Annotated in this window: 20 protein-coding genes and 1 rRNA gene; 5 read left to right on the top strand and 16 right to left on the bottom strand. The window is 56.4% G+C overall.

What is annotated here, in order from left to right; translation table 11 throughout:
* The first annotated feature begins 9 nt into the window (after positions 1 to 9).
* Positions 10 to 900 (top strand): maltose ABC transporter permease MalG, encoded by an 891-nt coding sequence (gene malG, locus ACRDD5_RS01670; RefSeq protein ID WP_271281273.1) that lies wholly within the window; start codon positions 10 to 12, stop codon positions 898 to 900.
* Between the two features lie 93 nt (positions 901 to 993).
* Here malG and psiE read toward each other — a convergent pair whose 3' ends face one another.
* The 6 genes from psiE to pgi form a co-directional block, all read right to left on the bottom strand.
* Positions 994 to 1,404: a phosphate-starvation-inducible protein PsiE gene (gene psiE, locus ACRDD5_RS01665; protein WP_182273377.1), complete on the bottom strand. Its 411-nt coding sequence runs from the start codon at positions 1,402 to 1,404 to the stop codon at positions 994 to 996.
* Between the two features lie 140 nt (positions 1,405 to 1,544).
* Positions 1,545 to 3,641 (bottom strand): YjbH domain-containing protein, encoded by a 2,097-nt coding sequence (locus ACRDD5_RS01660; RefSeq protein ID WP_438675714.1) that lies wholly within the window; start codon positions 3,639 to 3,641, stop codon positions 1,545 to 1,547.
* Positions 3,641 to 4,378: a capsule biosynthesis GfcC D2 domain-containing protein gene (locus ACRDD5_RS01655; protein ID WP_438675713.1), complete on the bottom strand. Its 738-nt coding sequence runs from the start codon at positions 4,376 to 4,378 to the stop codon at positions 3,641 to 3,643. Before ACRDD5_RS01655 ends, ACRDD5_RS01660 begins: the two co-directional genes overlap by 1 nt.
* Positions 4,375 to 5,013, bottom strand: a complete 639-nt coding sequence (locus tag ACRDD5_RS01650; protein WP_271281270.1) for a YjbF family lipoprotein — start codon at positions 5,011 to 5,013, stop codon at positions 4,375 to 4,377. The genes ACRDD5_RS01655 and ACRDD5_RS01650 overlap by 4 nt, the downstream gene beginning before the upstream one ends.
* 61 nt (positions 5,014 to 5,074) lie before the next feature.
* Positions 5,075 to 5,317 (bottom strand): exopolysaccharide production protein YjbE, encoded by a 243-nt coding sequence (yjbE, locus tag ACRDD5_RS01645; RefSeq protein WP_271266308.1) that lies wholly within the window; start codon positions 5,315 to 5,317, stop codon positions 5,075 to 5,077.
* 354 nt (positions 5,318 to 5,671) lie between these two features.
* Entirely contained in the window at positions 5,672 to 7,321 is a 1,650-nt protein-coding gene (gene pgi / locus ACRDD5_RS01640; protein ID WP_271281269.1) for a glucose-6-phosphate isomerase, read from the bottom strand.
* A gap of 304 nt (positions 7,322 to 7,625) precedes the next feature.
* Between pgi and lysC the strand changes: the two genes are divergently transcribed.
* From lysC to ACRDD5_RS01625, 3 genes are all read left to right on the top strand, one after another.
* Complete coding sequence (lysC, locus tag ACRDD5_RS01635; protein ID WP_438675712.1) at positions 7,626 to 8,975, top strand: lysine-sensitive aspartokinase 3; 1,350 nt, start codon at positions 7,626 to 7,628, stop codon at positions 8,973 to 8,975.
* A 92-nt stretch (positions 8,976 to 9,067) separates the two neighbouring features.
* A complete protein-coding gene (gene panS, locus ACRDD5_RS01630) occupies positions 9,068 to 10,012 on the top strand; it encodes a ketopantoate/pantoate/pantothenate transporter PanS (RefSeq protein ID WP_271281267.1) in 945 nt (314 codons plus the stop codon).
* A 50-nt stretch (positions 10,013 to 10,062) separates the two neighbouring features.
* Positions 10,063 to 10,335, top strand: coding sequence for a DUF3811 domain-containing protein (locus ACRDD5_RS01625; RefSeq protein WP_271281266.1), 273 nt, complete (start codon positions 10,063 to 10,065; stop codon positions 10,333 to 10,335).
* Here the strand turns inward: ACRDD5_RS01625 and rluF are convergent, their stop codons facing one another.
* From rluF to metH, 5 genes are all read right to left on the bottom strand, one after another.
* Positions 10,336 to 11,211 carry a 23S rRNA pseudouridine(2604) synthase RluF gene (rluF, locus tag ACRDD5_RS01620; protein ID WP_271281265.1) on the bottom strand — a complete coding sequence of 292 codons (876 nt, stop codon included), beginning with the start codon at positions 11,209 to 11,211 and terminating at the stop codon, positions 10,336 to 10,338.
* Between the two features lie 51 nt (positions 11,212 to 11,262).
* Positions 11,263 to 11,601: a helix-turn-helix domain-containing protein gene (locus tag ACRDD5_RS01615; RefSeq protein ID WP_438675711.1), complete on the bottom strand. Its 339-nt coding sequence runs from the start codon at positions 11,599 to 11,601 to the stop codon at positions 11,263 to 11,265.
* A gap of 2 nt (positions 11,602 to 11,603) precedes the next feature.
* Positions 11,604 to 11,768, bottom strand: coding sequence for a type II toxin-antitoxin system RelE/ParE family toxin (locus tag ACRDD5_RS01610; RefSeq protein WP_438675758.1), 165 nt, complete (start codon positions 11,766 to 11,768; stop codon positions 11,604 to 11,606).
* Between the two features lie 208 nt (positions 11,769 to 11,976).
* Positions 11,977 to 13,608: a Na/Pi cotransporter family protein gene (locus tag ACRDD5_RS01605; protein WP_271281263.1), complete on the bottom strand. Its 1,632-nt coding sequence runs from the start codon at positions 13,606 to 13,608 to the stop codon at positions 11,977 to 11,979.
* A 178-nt stretch (positions 13,609 to 13,786) separates the two neighbouring features.
* Positions 13,787 to 17,470: a methionine synthase gene (gene metH, locus ACRDD5_RS01600; protein WP_438675710.1), complete on the bottom strand. Its 3,684-nt coding sequence runs from the start codon at positions 17,468 to 17,470 to the stop codon at positions 13,787 to 13,789.
* Positions 17,471 to 17,664: 194 nt separating this feature from the next.
* Here metH and iclR point away from each other — a divergent pair, with 194 nt between their 5' ends.
* Positions 17,665 to 18,489, top strand: a complete 825-nt coding sequence (gene iclR / locus ACRDD5_RS01595; protein WP_271281261.1) for a glyoxylate bypass operon transcriptional repressor IclR — start codon at positions 17,665 to 17,667, stop codon at positions 18,487 to 18,489.
* On the opposite strand, the gene aceK is transcribed toward iclR, so the two are convergent.
* The 5 genes from aceK to rrf all read right to left on the bottom strand — a co-directional run bounded on the left by aceK (position 18,486) and on the right by rrf (position 24,753).
* Positions 18,486 to 20,213, bottom strand: a complete 1,728-nt coding sequence (gene aceK / locus ACRDD5_RS01590; RefSeq protein ID WP_438675709.1) for a bifunctional isocitrate dehydrogenase kinase/phosphatase — start codon at positions 20,211 to 20,213, stop codon at positions 18,486 to 18,488. The genes iclR and aceK overlap by 4 nt on opposite strands.
* Before the next feature lie 64 nt (positions 20,214 to 20,277).
* Positions 20,278 to 21,582 carry an isocitrate lyase gene (aceA, locus tag ACRDD5_RS01585; RefSeq protein ID WP_271281259.1) on the bottom strand — a complete coding sequence of 435 codons (1,305 nt, stop codon included), beginning with the start codon at positions 21,580 to 21,582 and terminating at the stop codon, positions 20,278 to 20,280.
* 32 nt (positions 21,583 to 21,614) lie between these two features.
* Complete coding sequence (gene aceB / locus ACRDD5_RS01580; RefSeq protein WP_438675708.1) at positions 21,615 to 23,216, bottom strand: malate synthase A; 1,602 nt, start codon at positions 23,214 to 23,216, stop codon at positions 21,615 to 21,617.
* Positions 23,217 to 23,485: 269 nt separating this feature from the next.
* Entirely contained in the window at positions 23,486 to 24,415 is a 930-nt protein-coding gene (gene metA / locus ACRDD5_RS01575; protein WP_438675707.1) for a homoserine O-succinyltransferase MetA, read from the bottom strand.
* Between the two features lie 222 nt (positions 24,416 to 24,637).
* Positions 24,638 to 24,753 (bottom strand): 5S ribosomal RNA (rrf, locus tag ACRDD5_RS01570).
* Between the last annotated feature and the right edge of the window lie 10 nt (positions 24,754 to 24,763).

Here is a 24,763-nt window from a genome sequence, read left to right as displayed (position 1 = left end):
GCACAGAACATGTCTATGGTACAACCCAAATCTCAAAAGCTGCGCCTCTTCGCCACGCATCTGGGCCTGCTGATTTTTATCGCGGCAATCATGTTCCCACTGCTGATGGTGATCGCCATCTCCCTGCGTTCCGGGAACTTCGCCACCGGCAGTCTGATCCCGGATGAAATCTCCTGGGAGCACTGGCGCCTGGCGTTAGGTTTCAGCGTTGAACATGCGGACGGTCGCGTCACTCCGCCGCCGTTCCCGGTGCTGTTATGGCTGTGGAACTCGGTGAAAGTGGCCACGATTACGGCGATTGGTATTGTCACCCTCTCCACCACCTGCGCCTACGCGTTTGCCCGTATGCGCTTCCCGGGGAAAGCGACGCTGCTGAAAGGGATGCTGATTTTCCAGATGTTCCCCGCGGTGCTGTCGCTGGTGGCGCTGTATGCGTTGTTTGACCGCCTTGGCCAGTACGTGCCGTTCATCGGTCTGAACACCCACGGCGGGGTGATCTTCGCCTATCTCGGCGGTATCGCCCTGCACGTCTGGACCATCAAAGGCTATTTCGAAACCATCGACAACTCGCTGGAAGAAGCGGCGTCGCTGGATGGGGCTACGCCGTGGCAGGCGTTCCGTCTGGTCCTGCTGCCGCTGTCGGTGCCGATTCTGGCGGTGGTGTTTATCCTGTCCTTTATCGCGGCCATTACAGAAGTGCCGGTCGCCTCTCTGCTGCTGCGTGATGTGAATAGCTACACGCTGGCAGTGGGTATGCAGCAATACCTCAACCCGCAAAACTACCTGTGGGGTGACTTTGCCGCCGCCGCTGTTCTCTCCGCCATCCCGATCACCGTCGTGTTCCTGCTGGCCCAGCGCTGGCTGGTGAACGGCCTGACCGCGGGGGGTGTGAAAGGTTAAGTTTCATTGTTATGCCACTGCAACCCTCAACTTTGCCTTAATGTAAGAATCCAACTTGTGACTGTTGTTTGGCGGCCCTCGGGCCGCCTTTTTTTATTCCCGTTTCAGGCGCTTCGAGTTGCACAGCCAGAGGGTGACCACCAGCAGCAGGATCGCCGCCGAGTAGATCAGCACGTCGAGGGGGGATTTATGATCGACGATAATCAGCCGCACAATCGCGGTGATCCCGATATAAACAAAGTAACGCAGCGGGAAGTGAAAGCCAGACTGAAAGTACTTCACAATCAGGGCGATAAATTCAAAATAGAGAAAGTAAACCACCAGCCCTTCAACCAGCTCGTATTTGCTGGTTTGCTCAGGGGCAAAAAGCACATCAGCCAGATGCACCGTCTCTTTACCGAGGAAGACCACCAGGATCAGGCCAAGGCTCAGCAGACCCAGATTGAGCACGGTCTGCAGAATAGTTGAGATAAACTCAACGCGTGGGCGAGTCAGGGATGTCATACAGCACCTCATTCTCCAGGGCGAGGTTCCTGTATAACGCAAAAATGTGACGGAGATCTATATTTTTTGTTTATGTTTTATTCGTTCAGCGATCTTTGCAAGCAGGCCGGGCAAACGCAGCGTTGCCCGGCACACAGGCATTAGCGGAAGTTAATGCTTCTATCGCTGGTCATATCATACAGCTGGAATTTACGCCCCAGCGGCTGGCCCCCGTCGCGGGTGAGCGGTGTCCAGCCAACCGCGGCCCGGCTGCGGGTCGGGCCTGACGAGAACAGATCCAGCGGAATCGACACGTAAACCCCTTTGGTGAAGTCGCCTTCCCCGTATTCGTCCGGCGAAACATCGGTGATCGTAGCGTAACCGCCCACCACCACGCCGCTGTCGAAGTGTTTCGAGATATCCAGGGTGCCGCCCTTATCCCCCGCCAGATACTGCCCAACGCTGGCTTTCACCAGCACATCCTGGGCGAACGACGGCGTCCAGTAGGCCGTCAGATGGCCGGTCTTCACGCTGTAATCGGTGAACTTCATCATGTCCTGCGCGCTGCGCCAGTCGCGCTGCTTCACATAGTTGGCATCGACGCCGAACGCCCAGTTGCTGTCGACCGGACGGTACAGCACTTCTGCCCCTGCCCCGCCGTACATAGTCTCGAGATAACCGCCGTACACCTGGCCATAGAAATTGTTGCCCAGATACTGGAAGTAGTTGGCCTGCAGGTTGTTCACGTAGACATCGTTCTGCACATATTCACGCACGTGGGTACGCACGCGCGGCAGTTTTGAGTCGCTCGGCGGATTGGTGTAGTTGAATTTGTCGTAGTTGTTGGCGATATTGCCAAACACGCTGCCGGTGGTCAGGAGGTGATCCGTCAGCCACAGATCCGCCGTCGCCATCACCCCCAGCTGATACATGTAGAAGTTTTCCGGCCCGCCAACGGACTGGTTCAGCACCGGATCGAGACGGAAATCGAAGCGGGATTTGTCCATATACCAGCCCTGCTCGGTGGTGTCTGGCACCACCGGCTCGCGGCGCTGCTGCACCAGCTCGGTTTCGTGGCCCAGCGGTTCGCCTTCCAGATGACGTTTCAGACTCGACACATCCGTTTCGGTGGTCACCTGCGGCATGTTCAGCCGGTTTTCCGTCACCCGGATCGTGCGGATCCCTTCCGGAAGATCGTTCATCACGATCCGGTTTGCACGCTCGATCCCTTCCCGGGAGTCACGGTATTTCACCTGCTCGCCGGTGACGTACAGCGTATCGTCTTTGACCTGCATTTTCGGATCCGCCAGCCCGGCGTTGTATTTCAGCAGCGTCAGCTGATTGGCCACCACCGAATGCTGGAGGATCGCATCCTGCGGCTGCGGCTGATACTTCGGCCTTGCGTTGTCGTTGTATGACGGTCGCAGATCGTTAAAGTTGGTGCGCAGCGTGAAGCCGAACATCAGGGTGTTGCCGCGCTCGTAGCTCAGGTTAACGTCGGCCCAGTCGGTGACGCGATAAATGGCGCCGACGTTAAACTTGCTTTTTTGATCGAGCTTACCGGCAAAGTCCTGCTGGTAGTTGTTGCCTTCGTACTCCAGCTTCAGGCGCAGCGGCTGCCACGGCGTCTGATACTCAACCCCGCCGAACAGCGAGGCCGGGCCGTGGAACAGCTGGCTGCTGTCGAGCGAGCCCGCCTGCTTGTAACTGTTGTCGCGGTAGCAGTATTTATCGCTGTAGGTGCAGAGCGGATTTTTGATGTTGCCGCTGGTGCCGAGATAGCCCCAGCCCATCCCCAGCGAGAAGTCGAACGGTCCCCAGGCTTTGTTGGCGACAATGTACTCCGCATCGAACAGACCGGTACCGCCGATGTCCCGCGCACCCACCGAGACCTGTGGCATCCAGTAGCTCTCTTCCCACAGGCGCAGCTTCACGTCGAAGGCTTTGTCTTTGTAGGTCTGATCGCCCGAGAAGGCCTCGACGCTGCTGTACTCCCGGGTGCGCACATCGGTGTAGCGCAGGGTGGTCTCCAGCCACGGGAACAGCTGCACAGAGGCAGAGTAGTAGCGGTACTGGTCGTTATCACGGTAGTTAAGACTCAGCTCGCCTTCGCGTGCCATACGCGCGGTTGGGGTTTGCAGCAGGCCCACGCCGCCAAAATCCGACTGGGATGGCCCGATGGGTGCCGGATAGGTTTCTGCATGACAACCGGCACTGACGCACAGCGCCAGCAGGCTGTAGAGAGAGGTATTTTTCATTAATCCGGTATCCGCTGCGTCAGGGAGCGAATCATGTCGGCGTTCAGGCCGTCGTATCGCTTCGTCCAGAGATGATCGGCCACGCCGACAAAAATGGTGCTGCCGGGCATGGGTTCCACGTGGCGTTTGTTCCAGTAGCCCACCGGCACCTGCTGCGTGCGCCCGTCCGGGTAAATAATCCAGGCGTAGCTGGGCTCTGCGCCGCTGAGCAGATGCTGATCGTCGAGGTAGCTCGCCACGTCACGCCCTGGGGTAAAGGGCTTTTTGCCCGGACTGCTGACCAGCCCCATCACCGTCACGGTGCTGGGCTTGGCCACAACCCACAGCGTATAGTCGCCTTCCAGCGGCGGGTTGCCGCCCTCTGCCACGCGCACCGCATCGGGATCAAGGTTCACCTGCTGGCGTCCTGTCACCTTCAGCGCCTTCAGCTGCTGACGTAAGCTATTTATCGCAGCAGCCTCGTCACCTGACTCTTGCCCGGCGATGCCCGTTAAGCGCGCCAGCAGCGCCTGGTGCTGTTGCTCTGCCAGAACCGTTGCCTGTCGCTCGCTGATTACCGCCCCCGGCCACCAGCTGTTGGCCAGCCGGGGCTGCCCGACCAGATCGATAAGATGGGCCGTTTGAGATAAGGTTTTTGCTTCGTTTTGCCCCGGCAGGTAGACCTGTACTGTGCCCGCCGACCACGCCAGGGGCGCCATCAGCATGCACAGTGCTGCGGCGCTGGCTCTTATTTTCATGATTTCGCCGCCTTAATCAGGGTGGTTTTTACCGGGAAGAAGTCTGCGCCCAGGTACTGTAACGACTGGCGGATCTGCCCGTCGTCATCCACCCAGAAGCGGTTGCGCCATGTCGCCTGGTCAGTGCTGACGGTTTCTTCCAGCACCCGTACGCGGGTTTCATCGCTGCCGACTTTGACGCTGTCCGTGCCGTCCCAGTGGAATACCGAGCGCGCGGTGGCGTAGCGTACCTGCTTGTGCTCCGTCCAGCCCAGGGTGCGCGTCCAGCTGGCACCCTCGACGATCTGATTGGGTTTGATGAGCGGGTCTGCGGCCAGGTTATTGACCTCCAGCAGGTTGTCGCCGCCGAGCAGCGTCTTCACGAGGCGGCCATGCTGGGTCACCAGCGTCGCCTGATCCTGCGTCACCCATTTCTGCTGTCCGTTTTCAGCAAACGCCAGCACCACAAACAGCTGCGGCCCGCCGTTCAGCTGCATGTACTGGCTGGCATAAGGCATGCTCTGAATGTCATCGTCGGTCAGATGCACGCCCGGCGTGCCGAACAGACTGTTCCAGAGGGTATTGCCCAGGCCCTGGGTAGTGGCCGAGCACGCCTGTAAAAGCAGGCAAAAAAGGATGATGGCGGGTCGCTTCACGACGCTTCTCCGAAGGGGCGGAATAACCACACCGAAGTGTGGTTAGAGTTAGTACACCCGATTACTGGGTGCTGGTTGTCGTGGTGGTTGTGGTCCCCGTATTGGAACCATCACCGCCACCGGTTGCCGCCAGAGCGACCCCCACGGCCGAACTTACGGTGCTGGCGCTGGTTGCGGTCGAGATCCCCGCAGACGCAGACGTCGCTGCCGAGCCTGCTGCTTCCCCGACCTGAACCGGAGCCGCATACACAGACGTCGCCGCAAGCGCAGTTAGTGCAAAAATGCCATACAGTACTTTTTTCATCTCAATTTCCCTTCATTGAATGAATGGAGAATTGCCCGAAAGAATATTCAGGCGGAAATGAGTATACACAACTCAGGCAGTGGGTTTGCCGTGACGGAAAATAAGCGAAGGGTTTTCAGATAATTGGATATCAGATAAATAGCGCACGCTATTTATTTATAAAAATCCTTATAAATCAATTTATTGAATATTTATGAGTATGCGTATTATCCTAAAATAAACCCCGGAAATTATTAGGTCATTTTGTATTTTAAGATAAACCTCATAATAGAATTATGCGCGGGATAACGGACAACAGGAATTATCCGATAAAAAAATGCCGGCATATCGCCGGCATTTTTCAGTATCACGGAATTATGCACGCCAGGCTTTATAACGGTTAATCAGGCCGTTGGTCGAGCTGTCGTGGCTGTTGATATCCTGGCTATCGCCCAGCTCTGGCAGAATTCGGTTAGCCAGCTGTTTGCCCAGCTCAACGCCCCACTGGTCGAAGGTGAAGATGTTCAGGATTGCGCCCTGGGTAAAGATTTTGTGCTCATACAGGGCAATCAGCGCACCCAGGCTGTACGGGGTGATTTCGCGCAGCAGGATGGAGTTGGTCGGGCGGTTGCCTTCAAACACTTTGAACGGCACAACGTGATCCAGCGTGGCCGGATCTTTACCCTGATCGCGATACTCCTGCTCAACCACATCACGCGCTTTACCGAACGCCAGCGCTTCAGTCTGAGCGAAGAAGTTCGACAGCAGCTTAGGATGGTGGTCAGACAGCGGGTTGTGGCTGATAGCCGGAGCGATGAAATCGCACGGTACCATCTTGGTGCCCTGGTGGATCAGCTGGTAGAACGCATGCTGGCCGTTGGTACCAGGTTCGCCCCAGATAATTGGGCCAGTCTGGTAATCCACGGCATTGCCGTTACGGTCAACGTACTTACCGTTGGATTCCATGTTGCCCTGCTGGAAGTAGGCCGCGAAACGGTGCATGTACTGGTCGTACGGCAGAATCGCTTCGGTTTCTGCGCCAAAGAAATTGTTGTACCAGATGCCGATCAGCGCCAGCAGTACCGGCAGGTTTTTCTCAGCCGGGGTGGCGGCGAAGTGGTTGTCCATCGCGTGCGCGCCGGAGAGCAGCTCAACAAAGTTGTCGTAGCCCACGGAGAGGATGATCGACAGACCGATAGCGGACCACAGGGAGTAGCGACCGCCTACCCAGTCCCAGAATTCAAACATATTGGCGGTGTCGATACCGAACTCGCCTACCGCTTTGGCGTTGGTAGAGAGCGCCGCAAAGTGTTTTGCCACGTGCTGCTCATCACCCGCCGTGCTCAGGAACCAGTCACGCGCGCTGTGGGCGTTAGTCATGGTTTCCTGGGTGGTGAAGGTTTTGGACGCCACCAGGAACAGGGTCGTTTCTGGATCGACATTTTTCAGCACTTCGGCGATGTGGGTGCCATCGACGTTAGAGACAAAGTGCATATTGAGATGTGTTTTATACGGACGCAGCGCTTCGGTCACCATGAATGGGCCGAGATCGGAGCCGCCGATACCGATGTTGACCACGTCGGTGATCGCTTTGCCGGTGTAGCCTTTCCAGCTGCCGGAGATGATCGCTTCGGAGAAGGTCTTCATCTTCTCCAGCACCGCGTTGACTTCCGGCATCACATCTTTGCCATCAACGATAATCGGCGTATTGCTACGGTTGCGCAGCGCGACATGCAGCACAGCGCGGTCTTCGGTGCGGTTGATCTTCTCACCGGAGAACATCGATTTGATGGCACCGCTCAGATCGGTCTCTTTCGCCAGATCCTGCAGTAATGCCAGCGTCTCTGCGGTGATGCGGTTTTTGGAGAAATCCACCAGCATCTGATCGTCGAAGGTCGCGGAGAAGGTGTTAAAACGATCGGCGTCTTTCGCGAACAGTTCCGCGATCGTGACGTCTTTCATTTCGTCGAAGTGTTGTTGTAATGCCTGCCAGGCTGAAGTCTGCGTTGGATTGATATTTTTCATAGCAATACTCTTCTGAATTGAGAATTGTGACCTCGGTCGATTGTAGCCTCTGGCGCTAAAAATTGTGATGGTTTTTATGCCATTGCCCTGGCCTGCATCAAGCACGCTGCAAAAGCCCCAAAAGTATAGCTGTTATAAGTCCTGTTACTCATCTGGTAGACAGCATGAAAAATCCGCATAATCCCGGCGTTGACAGGATCCTCTGCACATTTTATTTATACACACGGTATTTGCGCCTGCACCGGTAAAACTTGTTTGTCCTCGTGCCATGGTCGCTTTTTTCCTTCCCTGACATGAGGTTGTTATGACGAGTTTTGTTGTCGCCAAATTTGGCGGTACCAGCGTGGCAGATTTCGATGCCATGAACCGCAGCGCCGACGTGGTGCTGGCCGATCCAAATACCCGCCTGGTGGTATTGTCTGCTTCGGCTGGCGTAACCAACCTGTTGGTGGCACTTGCCGAGGGGCTGGAAGCCAGCGAGCGCCAGGTTAAGCTCGAGGCGCTGCACAAAATTCAGTTCGACATTCTCGATCGTCTGCGCAACCCGAGCGTCATCAGCGAAGAGATTGAGCGCCTGCTGGAAAATATCATCACCCTGGCGGAAGCGGCCTCACTGGCAACCTCCACGGCCCTGACTGATGAGCTGGTCAGCCACGGTGAACTGATGTCGACCCTGCTATTTGTTGAAGTGCTGCGCGAGCGTAACGTTCAGTCGCAGTGGTTTGACGTGCGTAAAGTGCTGCGCACCAGCGATCGCTTTGGTCGCGCCGAGCCGGATATCGCCGCCCTTGCCGAGCTGTCCGCTCAGCAACTGGCGCCGCGTCTGGCAGAAGGCATTGTCATCACCCAGGGCTTTATCGGTAGTGAAGCCAAGGGTCGCACCACCACGCTGGGCCGTGGCGGTAGCGATTACACCGCGGCACTACTGGGCGAAGCCCTGCACGCTTCCCGGGTGGATATCTGGACCGACGTGCCGGGCATCTACACCACCGACCCGCGCGTGGTGCCGACGGCAAAACGTATTGACGTGATCGCTTTTGAAGAAGCGGCCGAGATGGCGACATTTGGCGCGAAAGTGCTGCATCCGGCCACCCTGCTGCCTGCCGTGCGCAGTGATATTCCGGTCTTCGTTGGTTCCAGTAAGGATCCTAAAGCGGGTGGCACCCGGGTGTGCAACACCACCGAAAACCCGCCGCTGTTCCGCGCTATCGCCCTGCGTCGTAAGCAGACCCTGGTAACCCTGCACAGCCTGAGCATGCTGCACTCCCGCGGCTTCCTGGCAGAAGTGTTTAGCATCCTGGCGCGCCACAATATCTCGGTGGATCTGGTCACCACTTCTGAAGTGAACCTTGCCCTGACGCTGGATACCACGGGCTCAACGTCCACCGGTGATACGCTGCTGACACAATCCCTGCTGATGGAACTCTCTGCTCTGTGCCGCGTCGAGGTGGAAGAAGATCTCGCCCTGGTCGCCATCATCGGCAACGAGCTTTCTCGCGCCAGCGGCGTGGGCAAAGAGGTCTTTGGCGTGCTGGATCCGTTTAACATCCGCATGATTTGCTACGGCGCATCCAGCTACAACCTGTGCTTCCTGGTGCCGGGCCACGAAGCCGAGCAGGTCGTGCAGAAACTTCATCATAATTTGTTTGAATAAAATTAATTAGCACGATAAACAATACCTATAAGCCGGGCTCGAACCCGGCTTTTTTATAACTAAATTTCACAACACAATTGCAAGGAATCCATATGTTATCCGTCCTCACCCGGCTGTTCCCGTTATGGGCACTGCTGCTCTCTGTACTCGCGTATTACACGCCAACCACCTTCACCGCCATTGGCCCGTGGGTCAGCACGCTGCTGATGCTGATCATGTTCGGGATGGGCGTGCACCTGAAAATTGACGACTTTAAACGCGTGCTGTCGCGCCCGGCTCCGGTCGCGGCAGGGATATTTTTGCATTATCTGGTGATGCCGCTGGCAGCATGGTTACTGGCGATGGCGTTTAAGATGCCGCCGGATCTCTCCGCCGGGATGGTGCTGGTGGGCAGCGTAGCAAGTGGTACGGCCTCCAACGTGATGATCTATCTGGCGAAAGGCGATGTGGCCCTGTCGGTGACCATCTCCTCGGTCTCGACGCTGGTGGGGGTAATTGCCACCCCGCTGCTGACCCGCCTGTACGTGGATGCGCATATCCAGGTGGATGTGATGGGCATGCTGCTGAGCATTCTGCAGATCGTAGTGATCCCAATTGCGCTGGGGCTGGTTATCCATCACCTGTTCCCGCGACTGGTAAAAGCCGTAGAGCCGTATTTGCCAGCATTTTCGATGGTCTGCATTCTGGCCATCATCAGCGCCGTGGTGGCCGGTTCTGCGGCCCATATCGCCTCGGTCGGCTTTGTGGTGATTATCGCCGTGGTGCTGCATAACACCATCGGCCTGCTGGGCGGATACTGGGGTGGGAAGCTGTTCGGCTTTGACGAATCTACCTGCCGCACGCTGGCCATTGAAGTGGGAATGCAAAACTCGGGTCTTGCCGCGGCGCTGGGCAAAATGTACTTCTCACCGCTGGCCGCCCTGCCGGGTGCGTTGTTCTCGGTCTGGCATAACTTGTCCGGCTCGCTGCTGGCCGGTTACTGGTCGGGCAAACCGCTGGACGGGCAACAGAAAAAAGATACGGTGAAACAGAGTTAATTTGTGGTACTTGCTTTACACTGGAGCCTCCCTATCAGGAGGCTTTTTCAATGGCTATACCACGATTGACTCAGAAAGAGATGACCGAAGCGGAGCAGCGCGAACTCAAGACCCTGCTCGACCGCGCACGCATCGCCCATGGCCGACTGCTGACCAATGCCGAAACCAATCACGTCAAAAAAGAGTACATCGATAAACTGATGGCGCAGCGTGAAGATGAAGCGAAGAAAGCCCGCAAACTCAAAAAAGCGCAGGCTTACAAAGTGGATAAAGAGGCAACATTTTCCTGGTCTGCCAATACCTCACCTCGTGGAAGGCGCTAATTAGCGCCCTTTCTTTTTGCGCCCTGGCTGAACAAAGCGTTTACCCGCAGGCTTTGGTCGGCCTTTGTCTTCTGAAGGCGGGGCTTTAACCACCGGCCGTTTGATTGCCTGCGCCTGTGCTTTCGGTTTCGCTTTGGTTTTCGGCTTCGCTTCCGAGGAGGAGTCCTCGATAAGCTTGAACAGCTCAATCAGCTCATCACCGCTCAGGTCACGCCACTCGCCCAGCGGGATCCCCGACAGGCTGACGTTCATGATCCGCGTCCGCTCCAGCTTCGTCACGTCATACCCAAAGTGTTCGCACATGCGGCGGATCTGACGGTTTAAGCCCTGCACCAGAGTAATGCGGAAGGCAAACGGCGCTTCTTTCTTCACCTTGCACTTTTTCGTCACCGTCCCGAGGATCGGCACGCCCGCGCCCATTCCACGAATAAAATCGTCCGTCACCGGCTTGTTCACCGTGACGATATACTCTTTCTCGTGGTCGTTACCGGCACGCAGGATCTTATTGACCAGATCGCCGTGGTTGGTAAGGAAAATCAGCCCCTGGGAGTCTTTATCCAGCCGGCCAATCGGGAAGATACGGCTGCTGTGGTTAACGAAATCGACAATGTTGTCGCGCTCACCATCTTCCGTGGTACTGACAATGCCAACCGGTTTATTCAACGCAATAAACACCAGGTCTTCGTCGTCCCGGGGCTCAATCAGTTGACCATTCACTTTGACCACGTCGCCCGCGACAACCTGATCGCCGATGGTGGCGCGTTTACCATTGATAAACACGTTGCCCTGCTCGATGTAACGGTCAGCCTCACGGCGCGAGCAGATCCCGCTCTCGCTAATGTATTTGTTTAATCGGGTGGATTGAGTTGGCAGCATAATTTCTCCTGTAGAGGCGAAATATACCTTAGGTTTGGGCTGGTAAAAAGATCAGCCCACGGTCACTGAGACGGGTTTCCCAAGTTTGCTTAACATCATGACCAGAGTATCGAGAGTGAATTTGCTGGTTTTGAGATTCACGACATCTGATATGCGTGGGCGCGAGACATTGAGTTTGTCAGCAACCTCTGCCTGGCGGAGGTTATGCTCGGTAATCCACGAGGAAATTTCCTGCATAAGTTGCCGCTTGATCAATATGAGTTGCTCAACCTCTTTCTGTGCATCCTCTTGCAGGCGTTTTGCTTCACTCTCTTCAAATCCAAGTTCGGCAAAGACATTTGCATCAGCAACAGTGATATGGCGGATTTTACCGTCAACGGCGTGGCTCATTTTCATCTCCTTTGTTCTTCCTGCACGCTCTGAAAACGCGCTTTCGCAATACGTTTGTCATGACCCGATGTGCGTTGCGTTTTTTTCACAAAACAGTGCAGGACGTAAACGGCCTGTTCAAAACGGGCAAGATAAATAACCCGGTACGCCCCTGAATGGCTGCGCAGTCTGACTTCTTCGACCCCGCTGCCAATCTCTGATAGTGGCTTCCGGTCTGCAGCTTCCTACCCACGCGATGGGTCGTAGTGCTGGTCTTTCTGACAGCATAACACATCCCCGTATAAAATTTTATACACTTACCTTTTGTCACAACGTTAAATCAAGTGATGGGTTTGATCACGCCCCGCAGTTCATTCCTGCGAGGCGCTTTCCAGCTTAATACTCATCCCGCTCGTCGTCGGCATCCGGTTGCTCCATCACGCTGTAAGCCACCGAGCAGAACAGGGAGTTCAGACGCTTCATATCGCCGAGCAGCCCCAGGTGCAGGGAGCTGGTCTCAATGCTTTGCACGTTCTGCTGATGCAGACGATCAACGTGGGCGTGGGAATAGCGGCGGATGAGGATGCGGAAGCGATGCTTGTTGCGGCGCAGGCGGCGGGCGCTGGGCAGGTCGCTGGAGAAGAACACCGACATTGCCAGCTTCAGGTTGGTGAGCAGCTGATCGTGCAGCGCATCCAACTCTTTGACGCCTTCAAGGGAAAATGCCCGACGCGCGGCCAGAGATTTATCGCCGATTTCGCTGCCCATTCGCTCGACGATGTCGGACGCCTGCTCGAGGTTGAGCGACATCTCGATGATCTCCGCCCAGCGGCGGGACTCCTCTTCCGCCAGCTCGTCTTTCGGCATTCGCGCCAGATAGAGTTTGATGGCGGTATAGAGCACGTTAATGTCGTCGGCGGTCTTACGCAGCTCTTTCTCCTCGCGCGGTTCGCCGTGCATCACCCTTTTCAGCCCCTCCAGCATTTGCTCCATCGCATCGCCCATCCGCAGCGTTTCGCGGGCGGCATTCGCCAGCGCCAGCGCCGGGGTATCCAGGGCCGAGGTGTCCAGATGCTTGGGTTTCAGGCGCGCATCCAGCTCCGGTTCATCACGGATCACCCGTTTACAGAATCTCGCCATCGGTTCGGCAAAGGGCACCATCGCCACGCAGCGCACCAGGTTGTAGAAGACGTGGAAATAGATCACCAGCTCCGATGTCGGCAGCGGCAGGTTGTCCATCACATTCGCCAGCGGATTCACAAACGGCAGAATGACAAGGCTACCCACCAGCTTAAACAGCAGGCTGCCAAGCGCCACGCGGCGGGCAGCGGCGTTGGCGGCGCTGTTGTTGAGTACGGCCAGCAGGCCGGACCCGAGGTTGGCACCAATCACCAGACACAGAGCGACCGGGAACGAGATGATACCTGCAGTGGTCAGGGTGGCGGTTAACAGCACCGCCGCCAGGCTGGAGTAGCTGATCACCGCAAACACCGCACCAATCAGCGCATCCAGCAGGATATCACCGGTCAGCGAAGCAAAAATGACCTGCACGCCGCTTGCCTGAGTGATGGGGGTGACGGCCTGAACAATCAGCTCCAGCGCCAGCAGAATCAGCCCAAGGCCGATACTCACGCGGCCAAGCTGCCCGGCGCGGGTCTGTTTGCGGCTCAGGAAGAAGATCACCCCGACGAAGATCAGCAGCGGCGACAGCCACGAGAGGTCGAAGGTTAAGACCCGCGCCATCAGCGCGGTCCCCACATCCGCCCCGAGGACAATCACCAGCGCCGGGGCCAGAGCCACCAGATCCTGGGCCACAAACGAGGTGACCAGCATGGTGGTGGCGTTGCTGCTTTGCACCAGCGCCGTGACGCCGATGCCGGAACAGAACGCGAGCGGTTTTTTCTCAACGCTGCGGCTGAGGACGGTACGTAAGCGGGCGCCAAAGACGCGCATCACGCCGGTGCGGACAATATGCGTGCCCCAGACCAGCAACGCCACGGCAGAAAGCAGATGAAGCAGAGTCAGCATGAAGGGTGATCCTCCTTATTGTTATTGGGTCTCCTGCGGCTCGTTGCGCGCGGTGTTACCGGATGGCGTCTGCACCTTTTCCGGTCTGCGCGGAACCTTCTTCCAGTATAAGGGGTGAAACGTAAGAAAGAGACAGGGCACCCTCGAGGTGCCCTGTTTGTTGTAAGGAAAAGTGACCTTAGTCGGCGTCGTAGCCGAGATTCGGCGCCAGCCAGCGCTCAACCTCCGCCACACTCATGCCTTTACGCAGGGCATAATCTTCCACCTGGTCACGCTGGATCTGCGCCACAGCGTAGTATTTGCTGTCAGGATGGCTGAAATACCAGCCGGAAACGGACGCCCCCGGCCACATGGCGAAGGACTCGGTAAGTTTCATCCCGGTATGGGTTTCGACATCCAGAAGCTGCCAGATGGTGCCTTTTTCGGTATGTTCCGGACAGGCCGGATAGCCCGGAGCCGGACGGATCCCCTGGTAATTCTCGCGGATCAGCTCCTCGTTGCTGAGGTTTTCATTCGCCGCGTAGCCCCAGTGCACTTTGCGCACCCGCTCGTGCAGGTATTCAGCAAATGCTTCAGCCAGACGGTCGGCAATCGCTTTAACCATGATTTTGTTGTAATCATCATACTGGGCTTCAAAGGCGTCCGCCAGCGCGTCCTCTTCCAGCCCGCCGGTGACGGCAAACGCGCCGAGGTAGTCCGCTTTGCCGCTCAGCTTCGGCGCGACAAAATCGGCAAGGCAGTAGTTGGCGAAGCCGACTTTCTCGGTTTGCTGACGCAGATGATGGCTGACGGCCAGGACGTGAGTGCGGGTCTCATCGCGATAGATTTCGATATCATCCCCGATGCGGTTCGCCGGGAACAGCCCGACCACACCGCGCGGATTGAGGGTTTTCTCAGCACTGAGCTGGTCGAGCAGGTCGTTGGCGTCTTTGAACAGGCGCTGGGCTTCTTCACCCACCACTTCATCTTCAAGGATGCGTGGATATTTCCCGGCCAGCGACCAGGTCATAAAGAACGGCGTCCAGTCGATGTAGTTACGCAGTGTTTCGATGCTGGCGGTAACCTCCTGCACGCCCAGACGGTGGGCAACCGGCGGCGTATAGCTCGACCAGTCAAAGGCCAGATCGTTATCGCGCGCCGCAGCCAGCGTGACCGGCGGGGTGCGTGGTTTTTTGCGCGCATGCTGAATACGCACCGTTTCATACTCTTTGCGGGTGCGGGCGACAAAATCGTCGCGCTGGGTATCCGACAGCAGCGCCGAGACCACGCCAACCGTGCGCGAGGCGTTCTGTACGTACACCGTCGGCCCGCTGTAGTTCTGTTCGATCTTCACCGCCGTGTGCGCTTTCGAGGTGGTCGCGCCGCCAATCAGCAGCGGCAGGGTAAAGCCCTGGCGCTCCATCTCTTTCGCCACGTTGACCATCTCATCCAGCGATGGGGTGATCAGCCCGGAGAGGCCAATCAGGTCAGCATTAACTTCGCGCGCGGTTTTGAGGATTTTATCCGCCGGGACCATCACGCCAAGATCGATAATTTCGTAGTTATTACACTGCAGCACCACGCCGACGATGTTCTTGCCGATATCGTGTACGTCGCCCTTCACGGTGGCGATCACCATTTTGCCGTTACTGGAGCCTTTTTCTTTACTGGCATCGATATAGGGTTCGAGATAAGCCACCGCCTGTTTCATCACGCGGGCAGATTTGACCACCTGCGGCAGGAACATTTTGCCCTCACCGAACAGATCCCCGACCACGTTCATGCCGTCCATCAGCGGGCCCTCGATCACCTCAATGGGGCGAGTCGCCTGCTGACGCGCTTCTTCGGTGTCCAGCTCGATAAACTCGGTGATACCTTTCACCAGCGAATACTCGAGACGCTTTTTCACATCCCACGAACGCCATTCGGCCTGTTGGATATTGGCGCTTTCATCGGCTTTGCTGCCGCGATACTTTTCTGCCAGCTCCAGCATGCGCTCGGTGGCATCGTCGCGACGGTTAAGGATCACATCCTCAACGCCGTCGCGCAGCTCCGCAGACAGATCGTCATAAATCGCCAGCTGTCCGGCGTTGACGATCCCCATATCCATCCCGTTACGGATGGCGTAGTAGAGGAACACTGCGTGAATCGCTTCACGCACCGGGTCGTTGCCGCGGAACGAGAACGAGACGTTGGACACGCCGCCGGAGATCAGTGCGTGGGGCAACTCACGTTTGATGTCTTCACAGGCGCCGATAAAGTCCTGGGCATAGTTGTTGTGCTCTTCAATCCCCGTCGCCACCGCGAAGATGTTCGGGTCGAAAATAATGTCTTCCGGCGGGAAGCCAACCTCTTCGGTCAAAATTTTGTACGCACGACGGCAAATCTCAATTTTGCGCTCGCGGGTATCGGCCTGACCCACTTCATCAAACGCCATCACCACCACCGCGGCACCGTAGCGGCGCACCAGCTTCGCATGATGAATAAAGGGCTCAATTCCCTCTTTCATCGAGATGGAGTTGACGATGCCTTTACCCTGAATGCACTTCAGCCCTTTTTCGATGACCTCCCATTTCGAGGAGTCGATCATGATTGGCACGCGGGCAATGTCCGGCTCACCGGCGATCAGGTTGAGGAAACGTACCATCGCCGCTTCGGCGTCAAGCATCCCCTCATCCATGTTGATATCGATAATCTGCGCGCCGCTTTCTACCTGCTGGCGGGCCACGTCCAGCGCTTCGTTGTATTTTTCTTCTTTGATCAGGCGCTTGAACTTAGCGGAACCGGTGACGTTGGTACGTTCGCCGACGTTCACAAACAGGCTCTCAGCGCCAATGTTCAGCGGCTCCAGACCGGCCAGACGGCAGGCGACCGGCAGCTCAGGCAGCTTACGCGGCGGCAGACCCGCTACCGCGTTGCTCATAGCGGCGATGTGTTCCGGCGTGGTGCCGCAGCAGCCGCCGACAATGTTCAGGAAACCGGATTCAGCCCACTCGCGAATTTGTGCCGCCATCGTATTGGGGTCGAGATCGTATTCACCAAAGGCGTTCGGCAGGCCGGCGTTCGGGTGCGCGGTGACGTAACAGTCCGCAATGCGCGACAGTTCCTGCACATACTGGCGCAGTTCATCTGGCCCCAGGGCACAGTTCAGCCCGAAGGTGAGCGCGTCAGCATGGCGCAGGGAGTTATAGAACGCTTCGGTGGTCTGCCCGGAAAGGGTACGCCCCGAAGCATCGGTAATGGTGCCGGAAATCATGATCGGCAGGTTGACGCCCAGCGCCTCGAACTCCTCTTTCACCGCATAGATTGCGGCTTTGGCGTTGAGGGTGTCGAAGACCGTTTCAATCATGATCAGATCGGAACCGCCTTCCACCAGCGCTTTGGTCGATTCGCGGTATGCGGCGACCAGCTGGTCAAAGGTGACGTTACGGAATGCCGGATCGTTAACGTCCGGTGAGATAGAGGCGGTACGGTTGGTGGGACCAAGCACACCGGCGACATAGCGCGGTTTTTCCGGGGTACGGGCCGTCCACTCATCGGCGCAGGCGCGCGCCAGTTTTGCCGCCTCGTAGTTGATCTCCGCCGACAGGGACTCCATCTGGTAATCCGCCATGGCGATGGTTGTCGAGTTAAAGGTGTTGGTCTCAACGATATCCGCGCCCGCCTCGAAGTAGGCGTAATGAATGGCAGCGATGACCTCTGGCTTACTGAGCACCAGCAGGTCGTTGTTGCCTTTCAGATCGCAGGGCCAGTCGGCGAAGCGGTCGCCGCGAAAGTCGTCTTCACTCAGACGATAGCTCTGGATCATGGTGCCCATACCGCCATCCAGCACCAGAATGCGTTCATTTAACTGCGCACGCAGTTGATCTACTTTGCTACTCACACTTGCTCCCGACGACGCTCAACCAGGCCAAAAGGCCAGCAGACCATACTGGCATAATCTTTGATAAGGGAGAAGTCACACCGCGGTAACATGAGACATGTTCACTATTACTCCTCCGATCAGTGAGGATAACGGTTGCAAAACAGCCAAATAAAACGAAAATGATTTCCACGATACAGAAAAAGGAGCTTGCTATGGTTGCCACCGTTCCCGCTAAACGCGGCAGAAAACCCGCCGCCGCCACAACCCAACCGGGCGGGCAAGTCCAGTCCCTGACGCGCGGATTAAAATTGCTGGAATGGATTGCCGAATCGCACAGCAGCGTGGCGCTGACGGAGCTGGCTCAGCAGGCCGGTTTGCCGAACTCCACGACCCATCGCTTATTGACCACCATGCAGCAGTTGGGCTTTGTGCGCCAGGTGGGTGAGCTGGGCCACTGGTCGGTAGGCGCGCATGCCTTTATCGTCGGCAGCAGTTTCCTGCAAAGCCGCAACCTGCTTGCCATCGTGCACCCTATTCTGCGCACGCTGATGGAAGACTCCGGCGAGACGGTGAATCTGGCGGTGCTCGACCAGAGCGATCACCAGGCGATTATTATCGACCAGGTACAGTGTACTCAGCTGATGCGCATGTCGGCACCAATTGGCGGTAAGCTGCCGATGCACGCCTCCGGTGCGGGTAAGGCATTTTTAGCGCAGCTCAGCGAAGAGCAGGTCACGGGCCTGCTGCACCGCAAAGGGCTGCACGCGTATACCCATGCGACGCTGGTCTCGCCGGTGCATCTGAAAGAGGATTTGGCCCTGACGCGTAAACGCGGCTACTCCTTTGATGACGAAGAGCACGCTCTCGGCCTGCGCTGCCTGGCGGCCTGTATTTATGACGAGCACCGTGAGCCGTTTGCGGCGATCTCCATTTCTGGCCCGATCTCGCGCATTACCGACGATCGGGTGACGGAGCTGGGTGCGCTGGTGATCAAGGCGGCGAAGGAAGTGACTCTGGCGTACGGCGGGATGCGTTAAACCGCATACCGCACGCTAAACCGCTGCTTACGGCGGTAGGCGTATACATCCTCCACATGCCCGTTCTGGATGCGCGTTTGCAGACTGCGCCAGTAGTCGGCGCGGAACAGATCGGCATGCATCTCTTCAAACAGCGGCCTGATGCGCGGGTCGGCGCATAGCCAGTGGCGAAACTCCTCCGGGAACACATCCCCCGGCGAGATGCTGTACCACGGCTCGCTGGCCAGTTCATCCTCCGGGTAGCGCGCCGGCGGAATATCACGAAAATTAACTTCCGTCATATAGCAAATTTCATCGTAATCGTAGAACACCACCCGTCCGTGGCGGGTCACGCCAAAGTTTTTGAACAGCATGTCGCCCGGAAAGATATTGGCCGCTGCCAGCTGGCGGATCGCATTCCCATACTCTTCAACAGCATCGTGTAAAACCTGCCCCTCAGACTGCTCCAGCCAGATATTGAGCGGCACCATCCTGCGTTCGATATAGAGATGACTGATGGCAATTTTATCGCCCAGATCGGTGATTTTTTGTGGCGCGTCCTGGAGCAGCAGCGCCATCAGCGCCGGGGCAATCTGACGCTTATCCAGCACAAAATTCTCAAACTCCTGGGTATCCGCCATCCGTCCAACGCGATCGTGCTCCTTCACCAGCTGATAGCAGGCGCGCACGTGGGCGGCAGACATCTCTTTTTGCGGGGCAAACTTATCCTTAATCACCTTAAAGACCCGGTCAAAACCCGGCAGCGTAAACACCAGCATCACCATGCCGCGAATGCCTGGCGCTTCGATAAATTGCTCATCGGCATGCGCGATGTAGTGCAGATATTCCCGATAGCTCTCGGTTTTAGCGTGTTTTTGACACCCTATCGCCATATACAACTCGGCGGTGGTTTTGCCCGGCAGGATCTCGCGCAGCCACTCAACCAGTGCGCCCGGCAGCGGGGCGTAAACCATGAAATAGGAACGGGCGAAGCCGAATACAATGCTGGCTTCCGGGCTGGTTGTCAGGCAGGTATCGACAACCAGTTCCCCTTCATCGCTGCGGTGAATCGGCAGTAAAAACGGCACGGTGGCATCAGGCGTAATCAGCTTCCCGACCAGCCAGGCCGCTTTATTGCGATAGAACAATTCGTTCGCGACCTGCAGATGGCTGTTTTGCAGATTTTCTGTGCCCATCGTCTCAGTCAAATGGGCAATGATGTACTCCACATCACGCGAGCGGTCTTGCCACGGCAGGCGCAGCGGCAGGTCGGATAAGACTTTGGTCAGTAGTGCATCCCAGCCCTGATCGGGGAAAAATGCTTTCGCCAGCGGGCGTGGCAGGCTGCGAAAATGCTGCCCCGGCTGAGAGCTAAAGATAAACAGTCGCTCCGGTGACAGGGCGCGGTGGTCAAATAGCCGACAGTAGACGGAGTTGAAAAAGCTTTCCGCAATCTCATAGCGTGGATAATCCGGCAGCAAATGCGTGTAATGCGCCTTAACGCGCAGCAGAAAAGCGGCATCGGTGCTGGCGCTGCCGGTAATGCAGCGCAGTTGTTCCACCACCAGGCCCACGTGATGATCGTAAAGGTGAATACGCTGCTTCATGGCCTGCTGCACGGCGTGCCAGTCTGCCTGCTCAAAACGATGCTGCGCACCGGCAGTCACTTCAAGAAAACGACCATACTGGGCGTCGAAACCTTGCAGGATGGTTTGTGCAATCAATAACTCCAGGCCACGCGACATAGATTCCCCTCATCCCATCCGCGGGTGAACCCGGTAAGCGCAGCGCCACCGGGCGTTTCTGTTATCAGAACTGTGCTTCTTCGGTCGATCCTGTCAGTGCCGTAACGGACGAGGCACCGCCCTGAATGATCGTCGTGACTCTGTCGAAGTAGCCCGTTCCCACTTCCTGCTGGTGTGAGGCAAAGGTGTAGCCTCGCTGGCTGGCAGCGAATTCCGGCTGCTGCACTTTCTCGACATAGTGCTTCATACCTTCGCCCTGGGCGTAGGCGTGTGCCAGGTCGAACATGTTGAACCACATGCTGTGAATGCCCGCCAGCGTGATGAACTGGTATTTGTAGCCCATGTTCGACAGCTCTTGCTGGAAGCTGGCGATGGTTTTATCGTCGAGCTTTTTCTGCCAGTTAAAGGATGGCGAGCAGTTATAGGCCAGCAGTTTGCCGGGGAATTTCGCGTGGATGGCGTCGGCAAAGCGTTTCGCCAGCGCCAGGTCCGGGGTGGAAGTTTCACACCACACCAGGTCGGCATACGGCGCATAGGCCAGACCACGGCTGATCGCCTGTTCAATGCCCGCATGGGTGCGATAGAACCCTTCGCTGGTGCGCTCGCCGGTAATAAACTGGCTGTCGTACGGATCGCAATCAGAGGTGATCAGGTCCGCCGCATCGGCGTCAGTACGCGCAATCACCAGCGTCGGGACGCCCATCACGTCAGCAGCCAGACGTGCGGCAACCAGTTTCTGAATCGCTTCCTGGGTTGGTACCAGCACTTTGCCGCCCATGTGCCCACATTTCTTCACCGACGCCAGCTGATCTTCAAAGTGAACCGCTGCGGCCCCGGCTTCAATCATCGATTTCATCAATTCAAAGGCATTCAGCACGCCGCCAAAGCCCGCTTCTGCATCAGCCACAATCGGCAGGAAGTAATCCACAAAGCGCGGATCGTTCGGTTCGATGCCGGACGCCCACTGGATCTGATCCGCACGGCGGAAGGTGTTGTTGATCCGCTCCACCACGGCCGGAACGGAGTTCGCCGGATAGAGAGACTGGTCCGGATACATGCTGGAGGCGAGGTTGGCGTCTGCCGCGACCTGCCAGCCGGACAGATAAACCGCTTCAATCCCCGCTTTCGCCTGCTGCAACGCCTGACCGCCGGTCAGCGCACCGAGGCTGTTGATGTAGCCTTTTTTCGATTCGCCGTGCAGCAGACGCCACATTTTCGCAGCACCGAGCTGCGCCAGCGTGCATTCCGGGTTGACCGAACCGCGCAGTTTCACCACTTCCTCTGCGCTGTACGGGCGGTTGATGCCTTCCCAGCGCGGTTGAGTCCACTCGTTTTGTAATGCTTCGATTTGTTGGGTACGGGTTTTCATGTGCAGATGCTCCATATTGTTATGTGGTGGATTTAAGCAAGCAGGCGGTAGCCGGGCAGCGTCAGGAAGTCGATTAATTCATCTGAGGTGGTGATTTGTTCCATCAGGCGCGCGGCGGCGTCAAAGCGTCCACTGCTGAAGCGGTGCTCGCCCAGCTCTTCCTGAATGGCCAGCATCTCTTCCGACAACATCTGGCGGAACAGGGCTTTAGTCACCGGTTTCCCGTTGCTGAGCGTTTTCTGATGGTGGATCCACTGCCAGATAGAGGTGCGTGAAATCTCAGCGGTAGCCGCATCCTCCATCAGGCCGTAAATTGGCACACAGCCGTTGCCGGAGATCCACGCCTCGATGTATTGCACCGCCACGCGAATATTGGCGCGCATCCCTGCTTCAGTGCGCTCACCCTGACAGGGCTCAAGCAGCTGCGCGGCGGTGATCGGGGCATCGTCCTCACGGGTCACATGCAGCTGGTTTTTGTTATCACCCAGTACGCGGTTGAACACGTCCATTGCCGTATCCGCAAGTCCAGGGTGTGCAACCCAGGTGCCGTCGTGGCCGTTGCAGGCCTCCAGCTCTTTGTCGGCCTTCACTTTGTTCAGCACCTGGCTATTACGTTCGCTATCTTTGCTGGGAATGAACGCCGCCATTCCACCCATCGCAAAAGCTCCGCGCTTATGGCAGGTTTTGATCAGCAAACGCGAGTAGGCATTGAGGAATGATTTGTCCATGGTGACCACCTGGCGGTCCGGCAGGACGCGGTCCGGATGATTCTTCAGGGTTTTGATATAGCTGAAAATGTAATCCCAGCGGCCACAGTTCAGGCCAACGATATGATCGCGCAGGGCGTGCAGGATCTCATCCATCTGGAAAACGGCTGGCAGCGTTTCAATCAGCAGCGTGGCTTTGATCGTCCCGCGCGGCAGATCAAAACGATCTTCGGTGTAGCTGAACACCTCGCTCCACCAGGCCGCTTCCTGCCACGACTGGGTTTTTGGCAGATAGAAATAGGGGCCGCTGCCTTTTGCCAGCAGGCTTTTATGGTTATGGAAGAAATAGAGCGCAAAGTCGAACAGGCTGCCAGGGATCGCTTCACCCTGCCAGGTTACGTGTTTTTCCGGTAAATGCAGGCCACGCACGCGACAGACCAGCACCGCTGGGTTGGGCTTAAGCTGATAAATTTTGCCTGCTTCATTGGTGTGGCTGATAGTGCCATTGACCGCATCGCGCAGGTTGATCTGGCCTTCGATCACTTTGGTCCAGTCAGGTGCCAGCGAGTCTTCAAAATCCGCCATAAAGACCTTTACGTTGGCATTCAGGGCGTTAATCACCATCTTACGCTCAACCGGACCTGTGATTTCAACCCGGCGGTCCTGCAGGTCTTGCGGAATGCCACGGATCGTCCACTCACCATCACGAATGGAAGCGGTTTCCGAAATAAAATCAGGCAGCTTTCCGCTATCAATGTCTTGCTGCTGCTGGATACGTGTCGCCAGTAATTTATTACGTTTTGGCGTGAAGCGGGTCACCAGCTCGGTAAGAAACTCAACGGCATCGGGCGTCAGGACCTGTTTTTCCTGCTCATTATGCGGTTGGGTAAAGGTCAATTCATCGATAATGGTTGCCTGCTGATTCATTGCACTGCTCCTCGTCGTTGATCCGAATTCGTTTCCGCACGCGCACGAAAAATTGTCGTGTAATTTTCGTTCAGCAGAATTAAGACTATCTCGCTCTTGAATTAAATCAAAAACTATTTCCATTTTTAAATGCAAATGCAATTAACATATTGAATTTCATGTAATTAAAAATAATTAAATCTACGGGGTGTATTTCGGAAATAAAAAAGGCACCCGAAGGTGCCTTATCTGGAGAGCTGAAACGCTACAGGATGCGGATCGTCAGAGGATTAATCCAGTGTCGGATTCATATGGCGCAGATCGTACGGTGTGATCTGGTAGACGTAGTAGTTGAGCCAGTTGGTAAACAGCAGGTTGCCATGGCTACGCCAGGTGGCACGCGGTTTGTTCTGCGGATCGTTTTGCGGGAAATAGTTATAGGGTACATCCGGGTTTAAACCGGCTTCTGCATCACGGAAAAACTCACTCGCCAGCGTATCAGGATCATATTCCGGATGGCCGGTGACAAAGGCAATTCGCTTATCTTTACTGGCGAAGAGGTAGGCATCACCCTCTTCCGTCTCTGCCAGGATCTCCAGATCGGTGTAATCACGAATCAATCCTGCCGGAAAATCAGCATATCGGGAGTGTGGCGCGAGGAAAGAGTCATCAAACCCGCGCGTCAGCAGTGAATGAGGGTGAAGAATGTGGTGCTCATAGACACCAGACAGTTTTTCACTGCGGGTTTGCTTCGGAATACCGTACAGAATATTGAGCGCGGCCTGCACCGCCCAACAGACGAACAGCGTGGAGGTGACGTGATCTTTCGCCCACTCGAGAACCTGTTTGATCTGTGGCCAGTAGGCAACATCGTTAAATTCAACCAGACCCAGCGGTGCACCCGTCACAATCAATCCATCGAAGTTTTCCTCACGGATGTCTTCGAAGTTGCAGTAAAAGTTGTTGAGATGCTCCGAGGGGGTATTGCGGGATTCACGCGCATCAATACGCAGGAGCTGGATATCAACCTGCAGCGGGGAGTTAGAAAGCAGGCGTAAAAACTGGTTTTCCGTCTCGATCTTTTTCGGCATCAGGTTAAGGATAAGCACCTTCAGAGGACGAATTTCCTGACCTGTAGCGCGCGATGCCTTCATCACGAAGACATTTTCCTCACGCAAGAAATTGACGGCTGGTAGCTCGTCCTGCACCCGAATCGGCATAACCTTAGATCCTCACAGCATACGTATAAACGTTTAGACATCCAGATAGCTGACAATAACCAGGAATCGCACAAATGTCGAGTCTGTAGGTTAAAGGTGAGAAAGTTTCACGAAACAGGGGAATTGTAGGACAGGTGGCGCCGTGTGATCGGGATTTTCCATGCAAAAACGAAAACGCAAAAAGCCCTGTACGTCAGTACAGGGCTTTTTTACTTGTTTGATGCCTGGCAGTTCCCTACTCTCGCATGGGGAGACCCCACACTACCATCGGCGCTACGGCGTTTCACTTCTGAGTTCGGCATGGGGTCAGGTGGGACCACCGCGCTACAGCCGCCAGGCAAATTCTGT

The sequence above is a fragment of the Silvania sp. genome, from assembly GCF_051656365.1.
GTDB lineage: Bacteria > Pseudomonadota > Gammaproteobacteria > Enterobacterales > Enterobacteriaceae > Enterobacter > Enterobacter hatchlandensis.
This window is presented reverse-complemented; position numbering and strand designations above follow the sequence as displayed.